This window comes from Tropicibacter naphthalenivorans, from assembly GCF_900176475.1.
GTDB classification, from domain to species: domain Bacteria; phylum Pseudomonadota; class Alphaproteobacteria; order Rhodobacterales; family Rhodobacteraceae; genus Tropicibacter; species Tropicibacter naphthalenivorans.
In genome coordinates, this window is record NZ_FWXX01000007.1 from 17884 (window position 1) to 35216 (window position 17333).

Here is a 17333-nt window from a genome sequence, read left to right on the forward strand (position 1 = left end):
CTGTGCCGCCATGGCCGATCCTCGATTCATTCACCTGCGCGTTCACACCGAATATTCCCTGCTCGAAGGGGCGATCCGTCTGAAAAAGCTGCCCGGCCTGTGCGCCGACATGCAGATGCCCGCCGTGGCGGTGACGGATACCAATAACCTCTTTGCTGCATTGGAATTTTCCGTCGGGGCAAGCGGTGCGGGTGTGCAGCCGATCATCGGTTGCCAAGTCGATCTGCGCTATGAGGAGCCCGCGCCCGGCCAACGCCCCAAGCCCCCCGCGCCGGTGGTTCTGCTGGCGCAGACCGAACGCGGCTATGAGCATCTGATGAAGCTCAATTCCTGCCTCTATATGCGCCGCGACAACGAGCTGGCGCATGTGACGCTGGACGAACTCGCGCAACATTCCGAGGATGTGATCTGCCTGTCCGGTGGCCCCGACGGCCCCGTCGGTCGCCTGCTGCGCCACGGCCAGCGCCCCGCCGCGACCCAGTTGATGACGCAGCTGCACCGGATCTTTGAGGATCGTCTGTACGTCGAGCTACAGCGCCACCCCGAGGAAGAGGGCAACCTGCCCGAGGCCGAACAACTGACCGAGCGGCCTTTTGTGGAAATGGCCTATGACATGGGCATTCCGCTGGTGGCGACCAACGACGTCTATTTCCCGCAGGAAAAGATGTACGAAGCGCACGACGCGATGATCTGTATCGCCGAGGGCGCCTATGTCGACCAGTCCGAGCCGCGCCGTCGCCTGACCCCGCAGCACTATCTCAAAACGCCGCAAGAGATGGCTGTCTTGTTTGCGGACCTGCCCGAAGCGCTTGAGAACACGGTGGAAATTGCGCGGCGCTGTGCCTTTATGGCCTATCGGCGCGATCCAATTTTGCCGAAATTTGCCGATGACGAGGTGGCCGAACTGCGCCGCATGGCGAACGAAGGCTTGCAGGCGCGTCTGGCCGTGATCCCCCACGCGGTGACCCCCGAGAAATACCAGGAACGCTTGGATTTCGAGCTGGGGATCATCGAGGGCATGGGCTTTCCCGGCTACTTCTTGATCGTTGCGGATTTTATCCAGTGGTCCAAGGACAACAATATCCCGGTTGGGCCGGGGCGGGGGTCGGGCGCGGGTAGTCTCGTGGCCTATGCGCTGACGATCACCGACCTTGATCCCTTGCGCTATAGCCTTCTTTTTGAACGCTTTTTGAACCCGGAACGGGTGTCGATGCCGGACTTCGACATCGACTTTTGCATGGACCGGCGCGAAGAGACGATCCGCTACGTGCAGGACAAATACGGTCACGACCGGGTGGCGCAGATCATCACCTTTGGCGCGCTTTTGTCCAAGGCGGCGGTGCGCGACATGGGCCGCGTTTTGCAAATGCCCTATGGGCAGGTCGACCGCCTGTCCAAGATGATTCCGGTCGAAGGGGTCAAGCCCGTGTCGATCGAACAGGCCCTGCGGGACGAGCCGCGCCTTGCCGAAGAGGCCAAGAACGAAGAGGTCGTGGACCGTCTGTTGACCTATGGCCAGCAGGTCGAGGGGCTCTTGCGCTCTGCGGGCACCCACGCGGCCGGGGTGGTCATCGCCGACCGCCCCACGGATGAGCTGGTGCCGCTGTACCGCGATCCGCGTTCGGACATGCCGGCGACGCAATTCAACATGAAATGGGTTGAACAGGCCGGTCTGGTCAAGTTCGACTTTCTGGGTCTGAAAACGCTGACCGTGATCCAGAACGCCATGGATCTGATTTTCAAATCCGGGCGTGATCTGCACACCGCCGCCGACGGCACCGAGCTGTACCAACCCGCCGAAGGGGCCGAGAACCAGATCAACGCCATCCCGCTGGACGACGAGGCGACCTATAAGCTCTATGCAGCCGCGAAAACTGTCGCCGTGTTCCAGGTGGAAAGCTCGGGGATGATGGACGCGCTCAAGCGGATGAAGCCCACCTGCATCGAGGACATCGTTGCCCTTGTGGCGCTGTATCGTCCCGGGCCCATGGAGAACATTCCGACCTATTGCGAGGTCAAGAACGGGCTGAAGCCCATCACTTCGGTGCACCCGCTGATTGACCATATCCTTGAGGAAACCCAAGGGATTATCGTCTATCAGGAACAGGTGATGCAGATCGCCCAGGTGATGGCGAACTACACGCTTGGCGGCGCGGACCTGCTGCGCCGCGCCATGGGTAAAAAGATCAAAGAGGCGATGGACGCCGAGCGCCCGAAATTCGAGGCAGGCGCGGCAGAAAACGGTGTCGATAAGAAAAAGGCATCCGAAGTCTTCGACCTTCTGGAAAAATTCGCCAACTACGGCTTTAACAAATCGCACGCGGCGGCCTATGCGGTGGTGTCCTACCAGACCGGCTGGCTCAAGGCGAACCACCCGGTTGAGTTCATGGCGGGCGTCATGAACTGCGATATTCACCTGACCGACAAGCTGGCGGTCTACTTCGAAGAGGTGCGCAAGGGGCTGAAACTGCCGTGGGTACCGCCTTGTGTGAACCGCTCACTTGCCACATTCGATGTTGTAAACGGAGAGTTGGTTTACGCCCTTGGCGCGCTCAAGAACGTCGGCGTCGAGGCGATGAAAATGATCGTCGAAGGGCGTGGCGACCGCCCCTTTGCCACGCTGTTCGACCTCGCGCGGCGCGTCGATCTGAAACGTGTGGGCAAGCGCCCGCTGGAAATGATGGCGCGCGCCGGGGCGTTTGACGTGCTCGACAGCAACCGCCGCCGGGTGTTCGACAGCCTCGACGCGCTGGTCGCCTATTCGGCGGCGATCCAGGAACAAAAGGCCAGCGCGCAGGTGTCGCTGTTCGGCGAAGCGGGCGAGGATTTGCCCGAACCGCGCATGTCTCCGGTGCCCGACTGGCTGCCCGCCGAACGCCTCGCCGAAGAATTCAAGGCCGTGGGGTTTTACCTGTCCGGCCACCCGCTGGACGACTACATGCCCGCGCTGAAACGCCAGGACGTCAGCACCCTGGATGAGGTCACCGCCAAGGCCGAACGCGGCCCCTGCATCGCCAAGCTGGCGGGCGTCGTGGCGGGCCGCCAGGAACGGAAATCAGCGCGCGGCAACCGCTTTGCCTTTGCCCAGCTGTCCGACCCGACCGGCGCGTATGAGGTCACGCTGTTCTCGGAAGCGCTTGAAAAGTCACGCGAACATCTCGAAACCGGGTCCAAGGTGGTGGTCACCGTCGAGGCGACCATGGAAAGCGATCAGCTGAAATTGCTTGGCCGATCCGTCGCGCCGGTCGATGCGATTGCCTCGGGCGGCGGGCCTGCCGGGATGCGCATCTACGTCGATAACGCCATGGCCTTGCCGCATATCGCCACCGTTCTGGGCCGCGCGCGTGAGCAGATGCCAAAGGCGCCGCGCGGGCCGGTACATCTTTTGTTGACCGACCATGGCTTGCCGGGCGAAGTTGAGATGGACTTGCAGCAGCTGTTCCCGGTCTCGCCAGAGATCAAGGGCGCGGTGAAATCGCTGGACGGCGTCTTGCAGGTCGAGGATTTCTGACGGCGGAGGGCCGCTGATCAGGCGGGCTTTGGCTGGACGGGCCGGGCCGTGGCAGGATAGACCCGTGCGAAACGGGCGGACATATGGGGGGCGTATGGGGCGCGCAACGATTGCAGTGATGGTGGCGATCAGCCTTGCGGGCTGTTCCGATCCGCTAAAAAAAGTGCCGAATTTACAGCAGGTTGAGCTGTCCGAGGGGGCGGGGCAGGCAGATATCGTCGCGCCCGAAGAAGAAGCTCCCGCTGCGGCTCTGAGGGCTGAAGAGGCCCCCAAGAGCGGGCTGTTCGGTTTTCTGAAACGCAAGGCCGACGAGGCAGAGGCAGCCCCGGCGCAGGATGTCACGACGTTGGCCGAGGCGGCCTTGGCAGAGGCCGACGAGGCCCCCGAGGAAACCGCCGCGAATGAGACCGTGCTCGATACCCCCAAGCGCGGGTTGTTCAGCAAGATCCTGCACGGCGGCGCGCCCAAACCCAAAGCCGCGCCCGAGCCTCAGCCCGAGGTGCAACTGGCCGCTATGGCCCCGCCAGAACCCCAGACCGCGCCCAAGCCCAAACAGAAATCCGGGGGGCTGTTCAGCCGCATCCTGAACAGCGGCGACACCGATCGCGCGGGTGGCACCTCCGCGCCCAAAGCCGCCAAAACCGCCAAAGGCCCCAAACCCGGCGCGCCGGACTATCAGCAGGTGGCGCTGGGCGACCGTCTGCCCTATGGCGCGCTCGCCCGCGTGTGCGACGCCCCGCGCGGCAAGCTGGGCCGCAAGATCGGCGGCTACCCCGAACGCGGCAGCCAGTATACGCTCTATGACAGCGCCCCCGGCAGTACCGCGCCGCACAACTTTTACCTGACGGGTTTTGACGACAATTGCGCCCGCGTCTTTACCGCCGCGCTGGTCATGTTCGGCTCGCCCGAGAGCTACGAGCAGATCAACTACGGCCCCGCCGGAAACACCCAGCCCAAGTCCGACACCGATCGCGCCTATGAGCAGGTCAAGTCGCGCGTCTGTAAGGTGGGCAAGGGCAAGCCCTGCGGCTCGGCCATGTCGCGTCTGGCGCGCGATACGGTTTTTGTCAGCGTTTACGAGAGGTTCGACAGCAACCCGCGCTGGAAGAACATGCTGCTGCACGATGGCGAAGTCGTCGCCGTCGACATGAAGCAGTAAGCCGCCGCGCGCCCTGCCGTCAGTAATGCGGCGGGCGCTCGTCGCCCATGTAGACGCTGCCGGGGCTGTTGGCTTCGCGCTCGGCCTCGCGCATCATCAGCATCTCGACCCGGCCCGTGAGGCGGGCGATTTCCTTGTCCTGACGGGCGACGGTTTCGGACAGATCGTCCACGGCCCGGATCAGGTGGGCCATGCGTTCTTCGAGCGAGGTGGTCATGATGCGCCTTGCGTTGATGCTTTGCCCGCATCCTAACCGCTTTGCGCGCCGGGTGGTAGAGCGGGCGGCAACCCGCTATGTCGGGCGCGAGCGACTCGAAGGAGGGGACATGGCCTATTTGGGTGTCGAACACAGCCTGACCGGGCGGCGCTGGGTGGGGCCAAGCGTCGAACAGGAACGCCACGCCGAAGCCATGGTGCAGCTGACGCAGCTGCCGCGCGCCTTGTGCGGCGTGTTGGCGCGGCTGGGCGTGCCTGCCGAAGAGGCGGCCGAGTACCTTGAACCCAAGCTGCGCGACCTGCTGCCGGACCCTCGGTCGCTCAAGGATATGGAGGTTGCGGCGGGGCGCTTTTTGCAAGCCGTCAAACGGCGCGAGCGGATCGCGGTCTTTGCCGATTACGACGTGGATGGCGGCACCTCGGCGGCGCTGCTGATCGACTGGCTGCGGCAGATGGGCCTGCGCGCGACGCTGTACGTGCCGGACCGCATCGACGAAGGCTATGGCCCCAACGACGAAGCCATGGCCCAGTTGGCGCGCGACCACGATCTGATCGTTTGCGTCGATTGCGGGACGCTGTCGCACGGGCCGATTGCTGCCGCCAAGGGGGCGGATGTGGTGGTGCTGGACCACCACCTTGGGGGCGAAACCTTGCCCGACTGCGTGGCCGTGGTGAACCCCAACCGGCAGGACGAAGACGGCGCGCTGGCGCATCTGTGTGCCGCCGCCGTGGTGTTCCTGATGCTGGTCGAGGCGGGGCGGCAAATGCGAGCTGACGGTGCGCAAGGCCCTGATTTGATGGCAATGCTTGACCTCGTGGCCCTGGCGACGGTGGCGGATGTGGCCCCCTTGAAGGGGGTGAACCGCGCGCTGGTGCAGCAGGGGCTGAAGGTCATGGGGCGGCGCGCCCGCCCCGGTTTGGTCGCCTTGTCCGACGTGGCGCGGCTGGAAAGCGCGCCTGCCGCCTATCACCTTGGCTACGTGCTGGGGCCGCGCGTCAACGCGGGCGGGCGCATCGGGCAGGCGGACCTTGGGGCGCGGCTGCTGTCCTGTGACAACCCGCACGAGGCGCAGGCCATGGCCGAGCGTCTGGACATGCTCAATACCGAACGCCGAGAGATCGAGGCCGCCGTGCGCGCCGCCGCCCTTGCGCAGGCCGAAGAGCGCGGGCTGGACGCGCCGCTGGTCTGGGCGGCGGGCGAAGGCTGGCACCCCGGCGTGGTGGGGATCGTCGCCTCGCGCCTGAAAGAGCAAACCAACCGTCCGGCGATCGTGATCGGACTGGATGGCGACGAGGGCAAAGGCTCTGGCCGCTCGGTGAACGGCGTCGATCTGGGCGCGGCGATCCAGCGCTTGGCCGCCGAAGGCTTGCTGATCAAGGGTGGCGGGCACCGCATGGCGGCGGGTCTGACCGTGGCCAAGGATCAGCTCGACGCGGCGATGGAACGGCTGAGCGCGCTGCTCGAAAAGCAAGGCGCGGGGCAGGGCGGGCCTGCGGATCTGCGCGTCGACGGGATGCTGATGCCGGGGGCCGCCAGCGTCGAGTTGGTCGAACAGCTCGAACGCGCGGGGCCATACGGGCAGGGCGCGCCGGGGCCGCGCTTTGCCATTGCCGACGCGCGCATCGCCTTTGCCAAGCAGGTCGGCAGCGGCCATCTCAAGATCAGCTGCGACGACGGTCTGGGCAAGCGGCTGGAGGGCATCTGCTTTGGCGCGTTTGACGGGCCGATGGGGCAGGCCTTGGTGAACCACGGCGGCGCGCGATTCCATCTGGCGGGGCGGCTGGATATCAACGAATGGGGTGGCCGCAAAACCGCACAATTGCGTCTGGAGGATGCCGCACCCGCGCAGGGTGATTAAAGTCGCGGTCTATGTGTATGAAAAGGCGTGAGTTTTTCGCGCCTTTGGCCTGTATCAGATTTCGGTAATAATTTCTGCGTTTGAGCCAAGAAATCACTTGCACGCGGGCAAGGCTTTGCATAGAAACCGCCTCACGCAAGAGAGATGGCCCGTTCGTCTATCGGTTAGGACGCCAGGTTTTCAACCTGGAAAGAGGGGTTCGATTCCCCTACGGGCTGCCACTCTCGCTTGCTACCTCGGTGGAAACGCCGCTGTGTGGCCCGTTCGTCTATCGGTTAGGACGCCAGGTTTTCAACCTGGAAAGAGGGGTTCGATTCCCCTACGGGCTGCCACTTCCCCCCCCCTGCGAAAATCTAAGACGTTTCAGGCGCTTGGCGCTGTTTTTGCCTGCGCTCAGGCATGAAAAAGCCCCCCGTCCGCAGACAGGGGGCTGTGCCATGTACAGTGTCGTCACAGCATGAAATCGGACGCATCCAGCGCGATCACCCCGTTCAGGAAGATGTCCAGATCGGCGGTGCCGTCCCCATCCACATCGCCGCGCACAACCGTGCTTGCGCCGGTGTTGAAGTAGCGCAGCTCGCCCGCGGTGCCGCTGAACCGCGACGTCCCGATAAAGGTAAAGGCGTCCTCGTCACCGGTGTTCATATCCGCGTCGATGAGCGCCAGGTTGATCAGGTCAATCCCGTCCTCAAAGTCGCGGATGATGTCGCGGGTCGCCCCACCGGGGGAGCTTTCGGACACGTCGGTAAAGACGAACACATCCGTCGCGCCATCGCCGGGAAAGCCGAGGGCCACGTAGTCGCCGCCGATCAGCACGTCACGCCCGATGCCGCCGATCAAGATGTCCATGCCATCGCCGCCGCGCAGCTGGTCGTTGCCCTCGTCGCCGTTGAGATAGTCGTTGCCCGCGCCGCCCAGCAGCACGTCGATCCCCGCGCCACCGTCAAGCGAGTCCTCGCCAGAGCCGCCCTGAAGGTTGTCGTTGCCCAGCCCGCCGAACAGCGTGTCATCGCCGCCAAGGCCGAACGCGCGGTCGGACCCTGCGCCCATGTCCAGCAGGTTGTCGCCGGTCGAGCCGGTGAAGCGGTCGTTGTAATCGCCGCCGATCAGGTTCTCGATATTGCTCAGGACGTCGGTGCCGGACGCGCCGGTCGCCTGCGCCGCCGTGGTGGCAAGGCTGACGGTGATGGTGCCGCCAAAGCCGGTGTAATCGGCAAAGTCGATGTCGTCGCCGCCGTCCAGCGTGTCGTCGCCGTAGCCGCCGATCAAGAAGTCGGTGCCCGCGCCGCCGGACAGATCATCGGCAGAGGCGCCGCCATCCAGCGTATCGCGCCCTGCGCCGCCGCTCAGTACATCGTTGCCCAGCTCGCCCAGCAGAGAGTCATTGCCAATGCCGCCGTCCAGCGTGTCCTGGCTGTCGCCGCCCAGCAGGGTGTCGTTGCCTTCTTCGCCCGAGACGAGGTCTTGGCCGTCGCCCGCGTCGATGGAATCGTTCTCGGCAGAGCCTTGGATCGTGTCGTTCTCGGTGCTGGAGGTGAATCCGATCGCCGCCAGCGGGATCGTCTCGCCCGCGGCATAGGTGGTGCCGCTGGGCACATCCGACAGGCCGGTGATCTGGTTGTCGTTAAAGGCTTCAAACTCCGCCAGCGTGGTCATCGCGGGCAGGGGCGTGCCGGCGATGTAAAAGGCGAACTCGCCCAGGTCGGGGGCAACCAGATCCATCAGCAGCATGGTCGTGGTCTGCGGGTTGCCGCCAGCGTCATCCCAGCTGAGTTCGACAAAGTAGGAATCATTGTCCGGCGAGAACATCTCGCCGCCGTTGACGCTAAAGCCATAGACGTCGGTGCCCAGCCCGTCGATCAGCGTCGTGGTCGGGTAGGCGGGATCGGGGGTGTTGTCATAGGTGTAGGAAATCGAGGTGACGGAGTCGTTCAGAATTAGTTCCAGCGTGGCGGAGGAAAACTCTTCGGCGACGTCGGCGGCGTCGAAATTGTAGTAAAAACCTTGGAGGATATGGGTGGTCATTCGGGTCTTCTCCCCTGCGCGAAAAGTGATTTGGCGCAGCCCTTTGGAATGACACTCGGATTGGGATCGTTAACGAAGGTGGGCTACGTGCTTACACGGCAATGCTAGGGGCCGCAGGGGCGCTTTGCAACGCGACTAACCTATGGTTTAGCTGTGCGCGGCCACACACGTAAAACGGCGCACCACGGGGGCGCGCCGTCTGGTTTTTTCACTGTGGCCGTAGTTTGGCTTAGCCCAGGGCGTCGTTGCAGCGCTTGCAGGTGCCTGCGTGGCTGTGGGTGCCCACGTCCGGCAGGATCTTCCAGCAGCGTTGGCACTTGTCGCCCTCGGCCTTTTCGAACACCACGCCCACGCCTTCGATTTCCGGCATCCGGAAGGCGGTTTCCGGGATCGGGTCGGCGGTCAGGGACACGTCAGAGGTGATGCAGATGTCCTCGAACGTGGTGGATTTCAGCGCCTCGAGCATGGCCGCATCGCGCACGTGCACCACCGGGGCCGCTTCGAGCGAGGCACCGATCACCTTGTCGGTGCGCTGCACTTCGAGCGCGGCAGTCACGGCGCGGCGGGCGCGGCGGACCTGACCCCATTTGGCGGCCAGCGGCTCGTCGAGCCAATCCTTGGGCGTCTGCGGGATGTCGGTCAGGTGCACCGAGCTATCGTCACCCGGGAAACGCTCCAGCCAGACCTCTTCCATGGTGAACACAAGGATCGGGGCGAGCCAGGTGGTCAGGCGGTGGAAGAGGATATCCATGACCGTGCGCGCAGCCCGGCGGCGCGGCGTGTCGCCATCGCAATACAGCGCGTCCTTGCGGATGTCGAAGTAAAATGCCGACAGGTCCAGCGTGCAGAAGTTGAACACCTGCTGGAAGACGCCCTGGAAGTCGTACTCGGAATAGCCCTTGGTGACCACGTGATCCAGTTCCGCAAGGCGGTGCAGGATGTAGCGTTCCAGTTCCGGCATATCCGCCGGTTCCACCCGCTGGCTGTCGTCATAATGCGAAACCGCGCCAAGCAGGTAACGCATGGTGTTGCGCAGGCGGCGATAGCTGTCGGCCACCCCCTTGAGGATTTCCGGCCCGATGCGCAGGTCGGTGGTGTAGTCGGACTGCGCCACCCACAGACGCAGGATGTCCGCGCCGTACTGCTTGCAGACCTCGTCCGGGGCCACGGTGTTGCCGAGCGACTTGGACATCTTCATGCCCTTTTCGTCCAGCGTAAAGCCGTGGGTCAGCACGCCTTTGTAAGGCGCGCGGCCCTTGGTGCCGCAGGCCTGAAGCAGGGACGAGTGGAACCACCCGCGGTGCTGGTCGGTGCCTTCGAGGTAGAGGTCAGCGATGCCGTCCGCCGCGCCGTCCTCGCGGTCGCGCAGCACAAAGGCGTGGGTCGAGCCACTGTCGAACCACACGTCGAGCACGTCGAACACCTGCTCATAGGCATCGGCGTCGACCACGTTGCCCAGCACGCGTTCCTTGAAGCCGTCCTCGTACCAGACGTCCGCGCCCTTGGCCTCGAATTCCTCTTTGATGCGGGCGTTGACGCCTTCGTCGCGCAGCAGGAAGTCGGGGTCGGTGGGCAGAGCGCCCTTTTTGGTAAAGCAGGTCAGCGGCACACCCCAGGCGCGCTGGCGCGACAGAACCCAGTCCGGGCGCGCCTCGATCATCGAGTGCAGCCGGTTGCGCCCGGTCTGCGGCGTCCATTTGACCAGCTCGTCGATGGACCGCAGGGCGCGTTCGCGGATGGTGTCGCCGTAGGTGCCCATGCCATCGTCCAGCTTGCGATCCACCGAAGCGAACCACTGCGGCGTGTTGCGGAAGATAACGGGGGCTTTGGAGCGCCACGAATGCGGGTAAGAGTGCTTGATCTTGCCACGCGCCAGCAGCCCGCCGACCTCGATCAGCTTGGCCATCACGGCGGCGTTGGCGTCGCCTTCCCAGTCGCCTTTCTTGGGCTTGTTGCGCAGGATGCGTTTGCCGCCAAAGAAGGGCAGGTCCTCGCGGAAAGACCCGTCGTCCATCACGTTGTAGGTGATGACCTGTTCGAGCATCCCCTGATCGCGGTAAAGCTCGAATTCCTCCATGCCGTGCGAGGGGGCGCAGTGCACGAAACCGGTGCCTTCCTCGTCGGTCACGAAAGGCGCGGCGCGGAAATCGCGCGGGTCGTCCCATTCGCCATTGCCGCCTTCGGCCCCGGCGAGCGGGTGGAGTAGCGTCTGAACCGAAAGCTCGTCGGCACTTACGCTATCGACACGCACCCATTGCTCCTCAGAAAGTCTAGCTTTTGAAAAGGTTTGCTCTGCCAGTTTGTCAGCGAGGATGTACCGTTCGCCTTTCTTCAGCCAACATTCGTCCGGAGTGTCCAAGACCTCGTAGAGACCGTAATCAAAGTCCGCGCCATAAACGACTGCTTTGTTGGACGGGATAGTCCACGGGGTCGTCGTCCAGATCACGACATATGCACCGGCCAGTTTGTTAACTGCAGCCTGAGCGGCCCGATCTTTTTGGCTATCGTTGACGTCGAAGGCTTCATCGCGCAGCGACAAGCTGTCATCATAGCCCAGTACCTTGAACTTCACCCAGATGGTAAAGCTTTCCTTGTCGTGGTACTCGACCTCGGCCTCGGCCAGCGCGGTTTCCTCAACGGGGGACCACATGACCGGCTTGGAACCCTGATACAGGGTGCCGTTCATCAGGAACTTCATGAATTCGTCAGCGATGACCGCTTCGGCGTGGTAGTTCATGGTCAGGTAGGGATCGGCCCAATTGCCGGTCACGCCCAGACGCTTGAATTCCTCGCGCTGCACGTCGATCCAGCCCTCGGCGAACTTGCGGCATTCCTGACGGAAGTCGATGACCGGCACGTCGTCCTTGTTCTGGCCTTTCTCGCGGTACTTTTCCTCGATCTTCCATTCGATGGGCAGACCGTGGCAATCCCAGCCCGGCACATAGCGCGCATCGCGCCCCAGCATCTGCTGCGAGCGCACGATAAAGTCCTTGAGGACCTTGTTCAGCGCGTGGCCGATGTGCAGGTGACCGTTGGCGTAAGGAGGGCCGTCATGCAGGATAAAGGGCTCGCGCCCCTCTTTTTCGCGCAGGCGGTCGTAGACGCCGATCTTGGCCCAGCGGTCCAGCCAGCCGGGTTCGCGTTTCGGCAGGCCCGCGCGCATGGGAAAGTCGGTTTTGGGCAGGCAAAGGGTGTCTTTGTAGTCGGGTTTGGTCGTGTCAGGCGTATCGGCGCACATGGGATGTGTCCTTGAAGGTCTATCAATGTCAGGGATGAGGTGCGGCGCGGTGTTCCATACGCCTTGTCCCGGCGGCTCGTATCGTCAGAGCGCCGGGCATGTAATTCGAATGATGATCGCGAAATGGCACATCATAGGGGCCTTATAGGCGCGCCAAAGCCTCGCGTCCAGAGGCGCGACATGCGGCCTGCTGGCGCTGTGGGGGCGGTGCGTGTTAGGGCTTGGGCAGGAGAACCCGCCATGACCCAACTGCCCCCCCGTTTCGAGATTTCCCGCCAAGACATCGCCCGCGTGGTGGCGGTGTTTTACGAGCGTATCCGCGGGCATCCGGGGCTGGGGCCGGTGTTCGCGGCGCATGTGGACGACTGGCCCTCGCACGAGGCCAAGGTCACCGATTTCTGGGCCAACGCGATCCTGCATGAGCGCAGCTATGACGGCAATCCGGTCGAGGTTCACCGCCGCGCGGGCAACGTGCGCCCCGGCATGTTCGACACCTGGCTGGCGCTGTTCGATCACGTGCTGGCGCGCGAGGTGACGCCTCAGCAGGCGCAGGCGTGGTCGGCCTTGGCCCATCGCATCGGGCGCACGGTCCGCGCGGGCGTCGTGGACCAAGCCAAAGGCCCCGGCGGCGTGCCGATCCTGCGGTGACGGGCCGATGAGCGTGTTGGACATTGCGATCGCAGGCGCCGGCATCGGCGGGCTGGCGGTGGCCACGGGGCTGGCGCGGGCCGGGCACCGTGTGCGGATTTTCGACCAGTTCGAAGCGCCTGCGCCGGTGGGCTCTGGCCTCGTGGTGCAGCCCGTCGGCCTAGAGGTCTTGCGCGCCTTGGCGGCCGAGGACAGCGCCCTTGCGCGCGGCAATCGCATCACCCGGATGCTGGGCCACGAGGTCGCCCGTGGCCGCCCCGTGCTGGACGTCAGCTATGACGCGCCGGGCGGGCGCTTTGGCCTTGCGATCCACCGCTCGGCCTTGTTTCAGGCGCTGTTCGACGCGGCCCTTGCGGCAGGTGTGCAGATCGAGGCCGGCCAGCGGGTGACCGGCTTTGACGGGCGTTTGCATGTGGGCGAGGCGTCTTATGGCCCCTTTGATCTGGTGATCGACGCCAGCGGGGCGGGGTCCGTGCTGTCGCCTTTGCGTTCGCGGCCCTTGGGCTATGGCGCGCTGTGGGCGACGGTGGACTGGCCCGAGACGGACCTGCCCCGCGATGAACTGCGCCAAGCCTACCGCCGCGCCGACCGGATGCTGGGCGTGCTGCCCATCGGCGAAGTGGTCGGGCAAAGCGGGCGCAAGGCGGCGGTGTTTTACTCTCTGCCCAGCGATGGGATGGGGGCGTGGCAGGCCAAGGGCTTGGACGCGTGGCGGGACGAAGCGATGGCCCTGTGGCCTGCCTTTGCCCCCTTTGCGGCGCAGATCACGGACCCCGCTCAGATGCAGATGGCGCGCTACACCCATGGCACCCTGCGGCGGCCCTATGGCGATGGGATCGCCTATATCGGGGACGCGGCGCACCGCGCCAGCCCGCAGCTGGGGCAGGGGGCGAATATGGCGCTGCTGGATGCCCATGCGCTGGTGCGGGCGCTGGAGCAGGCGCGCGGCGACGTGGCGCTGGCCCTGCGGTGGTACGCGCAGGCGCGGCGCTGGCACGTGCGCGCCTATCAGATCATGAGCGCGCTGTTCACCCCGCAATATCAATCGGATAGCCGGGTCTTGCCGAATTTGCGCGACCGTGTGCTGTTCCCCGCCTCGCGCATTCCCCCGGTGCCGAGCATCCTGACGCGGCTGGTCTGCGGCGATCTCTTGCCGCCCAGCGGGTCGCTTTAGACGTTAAAGAGGGTGCCCGCCCAATAGGCGATGCCCGCCGCCGTGCCGCCGATGGCCAGCGTTTCCAAGCCCGACCGCCACCAAGGGCTGAGCGACCACAGGCTTTTGGCCGTGCCGATGGCAAAGAAGGTCGTCAGCGTCAGCACCGACGAGATCAGGAACGACTGCCCGAGGCTCAGCAGGAACGGGATCAAGGGCACGATCCCCGCCAGCAAGAACGCCGCAAAGGTCACCAGCGCGGCGCGCAAAGGGTGAGGGTCGACGCTGCCGATGCCGTATTCGCCTTCGAGCATGGTGTCGATCCACGTTGCGCGGTGGCTGGCGATCTGGTCGACGGCGCTGTCCAAGGTCTCGCCCGACAGCCCTTTTTGCGACAGGATGGCGCGCAACTCGCGGCGCTCGCCCTCGGGGTCCAGCCGGATGTGGCGCTCTTCGACGGCGCGCAGGCGGCGGGTGTCGTCCAGCTCGGCCTTGGTGGCCGAATAGTTCCCGGCGGCCATGGAGAAGCCGTCCGACAGCACGTTCGCCACGCCCAAAGCGACAATGATCATGGGCGGCAGCCCTGCGCCTGCGACCCCCGCCACGATGGCAAAGGTGGTGACAGAGCCGTCAATCGCGCCATAGACAGCATCCCCCAGATTGCCGCGCCCGCGCGGGGCGGACAGGCGGGCGTCGATCTCGGCTTGGCTGTGGCCGTGTTCGGGCAGGTCCATGAGGTGTCCTTTTGGGCGCAGCTTAGCGCGCTGGGCGGGCCGGGGTCACTGCGGCATAGCGCTTCGCCGCGCGCGGGTCTGCACCCACCGGTTGAGCCACGCCAGCCCCGCCAGCGACAGCCCCAGCAAGAGAAAGGAAAACACCCGCGTCAGCCCCGTCAGCCCCGAGATGTCGATCAGGAAGACCTTGGCCACCGCCAGCCCGATGACCACCACGCCAATGCGGCGCAGCCTGTCGGACTTGCGGGCCAGCGCCTGGTAAAACAGCAGCGCGCCGGTCAGCAGCAGGGCCACGGTGTAGGTATACAGCTCGGGCTGGGTAAAGCCGCGGCGGGCGACGACACCGTCCCCGCCGTTCCAGCCGTGGCGGATCACCAACGCGGCCCAGTAGACCGCCATCGTCCCGCCCAGCAGCGCAAAGCCAATGCGCAGCCAGCGCCGCAGATGCCCCAGCCGCCACGCCGCCGCCAGCAGCACCAGCGCGGGCAGCAGAAAGGCGGGGGCGAGGGTGTTGACCAGCGGCGGGCCAAGCACGCGGTTGTTGGTGGCAAAGAATTCGTCCACCAGCAGCGGGTTCGCCAGCGTCACCAGCAGCGCCAGCAGCCCCAGCGCCATCAGGCCAAAGACCCCGGCAAGCCCCAGCCGCAGCCAGCGCATCGCCCCGCCCATGCGCAGCCGGTCCAGCTGCGCCAAGGCGACGCCCAGCCAGATCGCCAGATGCAGGCCAATCGCCCAGTGGGTCGTCTCGGCGCCCTTGACGCTCGCCCAAGACTCGATCGCGCGGAAACAGACCAGAGAGGCGGTCATGCCGCCCACCGACCAGGCGGCGCTTTCCAGGTAGGCGCGGGCGCGTGGGCGCTGCGCAGGCAGGATCACCAGCCCCGCCAGCAGCGCCGCCAAACTGCCGCCATAGGCCAGCAGCACCTGCGGGATGGCCGCGTCCACCGCCCAGTCCAGCCCCGGATCGACCACCAAGCGGTAGCCCAGCCCGATCACCCCGGCGGCGATATACCACTCCATCAGCGGCAGGGCGAACCGCCGGTCCAGCGCGGCGGCTGCAAGGATCGTGGCGGCAATCGCCAGCGTCAGCGCGGTCTCGGTCAGCATGATCCCGAGGGCAAAGCTCACGCACCCCAGCGCCGACAAAGCCATGAGCGACACCCGCAGGCGATCCGCGCCATCGACGCGGGCAAAACGCTCGGCCGCAAAGGTCATCCCGGCGGCCAGCCCCAGCACATGCAAAGCCCAAGGATAGGTGCCGATGATCTCGGACGGCTGCCAGGCGATTTCCAGCGCGACACCCACCAGCGGCGCGATCAGGGCGGCGGCCCCGGCCCAAGCGGCGGCAAAGGGCGCGCCTTGCCGCGACCGGATATAGGCCGCGAGGCTTGGCAGCACGCCCGCCAGCAGCACCCAGGTCACCTGCCACAGCATCCGCGTTTCCGTCTCGCCTTCGCGGTTGGTCAGGGTCTCTGTGATGGTCCGGCGCAGATCAGCGGTCCAATCGGGGAGCGCAACGAGGGCCAGCAGCGCCAGAACAGGCAACACGGTCAGGTCCGACAGCCCCGGCGCGCGCCGCGACCACGCGATCATCAGCACCGCCATGCCGGAGGTGAGCGCCAGAGTGTTCCACCATACAAGGGTCGAAAAATGCGCGCCCAAGACCCAGATCAGCGCGGCGCTGAGCATCGCCCCCGCCGCCAGCCGCACCGGAAAGATCGGCCACTGGCGCGTTTTCACCGCTTGCAGCAAGGTGGGGCCAGCGTGGTCGGGCCACAGCGCGCGCGCCGGGATCAGCACGGCCGCGACAACCAGCGCCGCGGCATACAGCGCAAAGCTGATGGCAAAGCTGTCATCGGTGCCGCCAAGCGCCAAGAGCCAGCCCGCGCCGACGCCAAGCCCCAGCGCCAGCACCGACACCCACGCCCAGCGGCGCAGCGTGTCGATCCCAAGCCCAAGCGCCGTCAGCAGCGCGAAATAGGCGAACAGCATCTCTGGCGTGTCGCTGTCCCCGCCCACAAGGAACGGCGCGGCCATGCCTCCGATCAAGCCAATGGCCGCCAGCAAAGGCCCATGCAGCCACCCCAGCAGCAAACCGCCAAAGGCGATCCCCGCCAGCGCGATCAGCGCCACCCCGGGCGCGATCAGGTCATAGAGGACACGGGCCGACACCACGCCGCCCATCATCGACACCAGCCCCGCCCCGGCCAGAACCGCGGGCAAATAGGCGGTGGCGCTGGCCTCGCTGTCGCCGAACCGGCGGCGGATGACCTCGCCCCCGGCGATCAGCGCGCCGCCGAACAGAAGGGCCGAGACGACCCGCAGGGTCGGCGAGAGCACCCCCGCCTCGATGCCGTATTGCACAAGGAAAATCCCCGCCAGCGCGAGGGACACGGCGGCGATGGCGTAGAACCAGTTCTGAAACAGCCATTTGGCCAGCGCCGCCGCGCGGTCTGCGCGGAAAACGGTCGGGCCTTGGGGCGCGGGCTGAAGGTGCGGGCGCGGCGCTTGGGCCCACGGGGTCGACGAGGAGGGCTCGGGCGCGGCCCCGGCGATGGGCGCAGGCTTGGCGGGCGTGTCCGGAATCGGCTGTGGGTGAACCGGCGCGGCCTCAGCCCCAGCCTCACCCTTGGGCGCAGGCGCGCGCCCTTCGAGGATCGCCAGCCGCTCTTGCACCCGCCGCAGCGTGCGCCGTGTGCTGACAGTCATCACGATCAAAACAATGATCGACACCGGGATCGCCAAGGCCACAAGCGCCAATAGCGTGATCAAGAACTCTTCCACTCGGCC

Annotated in this window: 10 protein-coding genes and 2 tRNA genes; 7 read left to right on the plus strand and 5 right to left on the minus strand. The window is 65.5% G+C overall.

All coding sequences use genetic code 11. From position 1 onward, the window contains the following. The first annotated feature begins 10 nt into the window (after positions 1 to 10). Together dnaE and B9A11_RS14515 are read left to right on the plus strand one after the other, a co-directional pair. On the plus strand, positions 11 to 3511 hold the full coding sequence (dnaE, locus tag B9A11_RS14510) for a DNA polymerase III subunit alpha (RefSeq protein ID WP_058247338.1): 3501 nt from the start codon (positions 11 to 13) through the stop codon (positions 3509 to 3511). Between the two features lie 94 nt (positions 3512 to 3605). Continuing rightward, complete coding sequence (locus B9A11_RS14515; RefSeq protein ID WP_143595891.1) at positions 3606 to 4670, plus strand: hypothetical protein; 1065 nt, start codon at positions 3606 to 3608, stop codon at positions 4668 to 4670. 19 nt (positions 4671 to 4689) lie between these two features. Here B9A11_RS14515 and B9A11_RS14520 read toward each other — a convergent pair whose 3' ends face one another. After that, the gene (locus tag B9A11_RS14520) at positions 4690 to 4887 is read right to left on the minus strand and encodes a SlyX family protein (RefSeq protein ID WP_058247336.1); all 198 of its coding nucleotides are present in this window, start codon (positions 4885 to 4887) and stop codon (positions 4690 to 4692) included. A gap of 109 nt (positions 4888 to 4996) precedes the next feature. Between B9A11_RS14520 and recJ the strand changes: the two genes are divergently transcribed. The 3 genes from recJ to B9A11_RS14535 all read left to right on the plus strand — a co-directional run bounded on the left by recJ (position 4997) and on the right by B9A11_RS14535 (position 7077). Then, a complete protein-coding gene (recJ, locus tag B9A11_RS14525; protein WP_058247335.1) occupies positions 4997 to 6745 on the plus strand; it encodes a single-stranded-DNA-specific exonuclease RecJ in 1749 nt (582 codons plus the stop codon). 146 nt (positions 6746 to 6891) lie between these two features. Further along, a tRNA-Glu gene (locus B9A11_RS14530) sits at positions 6892 to 6966 on the plus strand. A 36-nt stretch (positions 6967 to 7002) separates the two neighbouring features. Next, positions 7003 to 7077, plus strand: a tRNA-Glu gene (locus B9A11_RS14535). A gap of 118 nt (positions 7078 to 7195) precedes the next feature. On the opposite strand, the gene B9A11_RS14540 is transcribed toward B9A11_RS14535, so the two are convergent. Both B9A11_RS14540 and ileS read right to left on the minus strand, forming a co-directional pair. Next, entirely contained in the window at positions 7196 to 8770 is a 1575-nt protein-coding gene (locus B9A11_RS14540; RefSeq protein WP_058247334.1) for a calcium-binding protein, read from the minus strand. A 229-nt stretch (positions 8771 to 8999) separates the two neighbouring features. Beyond that, the gene (gene ileS, locus B9A11_RS14545) at positions 9000 to 12008 is read right to left on the minus strand and encodes an isoleucine--tRNA ligase (protein ID WP_058247333.1); all 3009 of its coding nucleotides are present in this window, start codon (positions 12006 to 12008) and stop codon (positions 9000 to 9002) included. 240 nt (positions 12009 to 12248) lie between these two features. Between ileS and B9A11_RS14550 the strand changes: the two genes are divergently transcribed. Both B9A11_RS14550 and B9A11_RS14555 read left to right on the plus strand, forming a co-directional pair. Further along, positions 12249 to 12656, plus strand: a complete 408-nt coding sequence (locus B9A11_RS14550) for a group III truncated hemoglobin (protein WP_058247332.1) — start codon at positions 12249 to 12251, stop codon at positions 12654 to 12656. Positions 12657 to 12663: 7 nt separating this feature from the next. Beyond that, positions 12664 to 13830: an FAD-dependent oxidoreductase gene (locus B9A11_RS14555; protein WP_058247331.1), complete on the plus strand. Its 1167-nt coding sequence runs from the start codon at positions 12664 to 12666 to the stop codon at positions 13828 to 13830. Here B9A11_RS14555 and B9A11_RS14560 read toward each other — a convergent pair. Both B9A11_RS14560 and B9A11_RS14565 read right to left on the minus strand, forming a co-directional pair. After that, on the minus strand, positions 13827 to 14537 hold the full coding sequence (locus tag B9A11_RS14560; RefSeq protein WP_083499853.1) for a VIT1/CCC1 transporter family protein: 711 nt from the start codon (positions 14535 to 14537) through the stop codon (positions 13827 to 13829). The two genes, B9A11_RS14555 and B9A11_RS14560, sit on opposite strands and share 4 nt — an antisense overlap. 51 nt (positions 14538 to 14588) lie before the next feature. After that, positions 14589 to 17327 (minus strand): DUF2339 domain-containing protein, encoded by a 2739-nt coding sequence (locus B9A11_RS14565; protein ID WP_058247329.1) that lies wholly within the window; start codon positions 17325 to 17327, stop codon positions 14589 to 14591. Positions 17328 to 17333 lie beyond the last annotated feature (6 nt).